At 69.5% G+C, this 2,275-nt stretch carries 3 protein-coding genes; all 3 read left to right on the forward strand.

Features of this window, described 5'->3' with window-relative positions; genetic code table 11:
* Positions 1-11 precede the first annotated feature (11 nt).
* Positions 12-479, forward strand: a complete 468-nt coding sequence (locus AB4Y86_RS17180; protein WP_441403377.1) for a tRNA (cytidine(34)-2'-O)-methyltransferase — start codon at positions 12-14, stop codon at positions 477-479.
* A 252-nt stretch (positions 480-731) separates the two neighbouring features.
* On the forward strand, positions 732-1,337 hold the full coding sequence (gene sigK, locus AB4Y86_RS17185) for an ECF RNA polymerase sigma factor SigK (RefSeq protein WP_441403375.1): 606 nt from the start codon (positions 732-734) through the stop codon (positions 1,335-1,337).
* A 1-nt stretch (position 1,338) separates the two neighbouring features.
* Positions 1,339-2,220, forward strand: coding sequence for an anti-sigma factor (locus AB4Y86_RS17190; RefSeq protein WP_441403376.1), 882 nt, complete (start codon positions 1,339-1,341; stop codon positions 2,218-2,220).
* The last annotated feature ends 55 nt before the right edge of the window (positions 2,221-2,275 follow it).

A 2,275-nucleotide genomic window follows, 5' to 3' on the forward strand; every position in this document is an offset into this window, starting at 1 on the left:
AGGATGGGAGCGTGTTCCGCATCCTCTTCCACAGTCCCGAAATCCCCGGCAATACCGGCAACGCCATCCGGCTGGCCGCCATCACGGGGGCCGAACTTCACTTGGTGGAGCCGCTGGGCTTCGATTTTTCCGACGCCAAGCTCCGACGCGCCGGGCTGGACTACCACGACCTCGCCGTCGTCACGGTGCACCCGGACATCGACGCCGCGTGGGCGGCGCTGGCCCCGGACCGGGTCTTCGCCTTCACGTCCGACGGCGACACCTCCTACACCGACATCAGCTACCTTCCCGGCGACGTGCTGATGTTCGGCCGCGAATCCGTGGGGCTCTCCGAGGAACTGAAGCACGACCCCCATGTGACGTCCCGGGTCCGGCTTCCGATGCTCCCGGCGCTGCGCTCGCTGAACCTTGCCAACGCGGCGTCGATCGCCGTCTACGAGGCCTGGCGCCAGCAAGGCTTCGCCGGCGCGAAACTGTAGCGGCAGCGCGCCACCTCTCCGGCCGCGGCAGGAAGTGGCGGCCGGCTCGACATCCAACCCATCCGTCGAACCCGTCGCGACGAATCCCCTCTTGAGAAGCCATCTACGGCGAACGTCGAGAGGAGCGAGGAGCGGCAGGTGAGCACAATGCAGGTGGATAGACGCCCGGCCCCACGGGCTGCGGGCAACCACGGCGGCGTTGACGCCCGCCCTGATCCTCGATCCACGGCTGGCACCTTATGCTTGAAGGTGATGGAAACTCCGAATGCCCCGAACCCCGAGGCCGCCGCTCCCCCTGCTGCCCCAGCCGACGTGAACCGCCGACTGGGAGCGCTGCTGGGACAGATCGCCAACGGGGACCAGGCCGCCTTCGCCGAGTTTTACCAGCTCACCTCGCGCCGCGTTTTCGGCATGGCGCGACGGGTCCTGATCGACGCCGAGCTCAGCGAAGACACCACCCAGGAGGTCTTCCTCCAGGTCTGGCAGAACGCGGCGAAGTTCAACGCCGACGCCGGCAGCCCGCTCGCGTGGCTGATGACGATTTCCCATCGCCGGGCCGTGGACAAGGTCCGTTCATCGCAGTCCGCCACGGACCGGGAGGCCAGGTACGGCGCCAGCAGCCAGGAGATCGACCATGACTCCGTCTCCGATGAGGTCGGCAGCCGGCTCGAGGCTGAAGCGGTGGTCCGCTGCCTGGACACGCTGACCGACACCCAGCAGGAATCCGTGCGGCTCGCCTACTACGGCGGCCTCACCTACCGGGAAGTCGCCGAGCGGCTCAACGCGGCCGTTCCCACCATCAAGTCCCGCATCCGCGACGGACTGATCCGCCTGAAAACCTGCCTGGGGGTGAGTTGAGATGAACGACATGAATCCACAGAACAGCGGCCGCACGCCCGGCGGCTTTTCCGCCGACATCGCCGGGGACCTCAGCTCCGGCCGCGCCATCGACCTCGCCGAGGTCTATGCGCTGCATGCCCTCGACGACGCCGAGCGAACCGCCGTCGATCGCCATATCGCGGACGCCCCGCCGGCCGAACGCGCCGAATTCGAGGAACGCGTCCGCCAAGCCCGCGAGACCCTGGCCCTGAGCTTCGGCGCGGAGGAAGAGCCGCCGGCCGGGCTCTTCGACCGCATCGTTGCGGCCCTGCCGGCGCAGCCGGCCGGCTCCGGCACCGACGCGCAGTCCGGTCCCGCCGCTCCGCCGGTGGTGTCCCGGCCGGTCCGCGAACACGCCGAACTTCCGGTTGCCGACGAACTCGGCGCCGCCCGGCAGCGGCGGGACGAACGTCGCCGGCCGCAGGGCATGCGCAACTGGCTGATCGGCGTCGCCGCGGCGGCCGCCATCGCCGTCGGCGGGGTCGGGGTGGGGGCCTACGTCGCCAACCAGAACGATCCCCTCAATCAGGTGCTCCAGGCCAGCGATGTGCGCAAGGCGACGATCGACGTGATCGGCGGCGGCACGGCCTCACTGACCCTTTCGTCCTCGAAGGACGCCGTTGTCGTGAAAATGAACGGCGTCCCGGCCCCGCCCGTCGGCAAGGTCTACCAGATGTGGCTGATCCCCAAGGACGGCTCCGCCCCGGTCTCCAAGGGCCTGATGGACGCTGCAGCCCTGTCCAAGCCGGCCGTCGTCACGGGCATCGGTGCCGCCGCCGCCCTGGGCATCACGGTGGAGCCGGTGGGCGGATCGAAGACGCCCACCATGCCCACCGTGGCCGCCGCCCCGCTCGGCGCGTAACCCGGGGGCCGAATCCCTGCCGGAGTGCCTCGGAAGAAGTCCAGCACCAAAAGGC

The organism is Arthrobacter sp. 2YAF22_2 (assembly GCF_052114645.1).
In the GTDB taxonomy this organism is placed as follows: domain Bacteria; phylum Actinomycetota; class Actinomycetes; order Actinomycetales; family Micrococcaceae; genus Arthrobacter.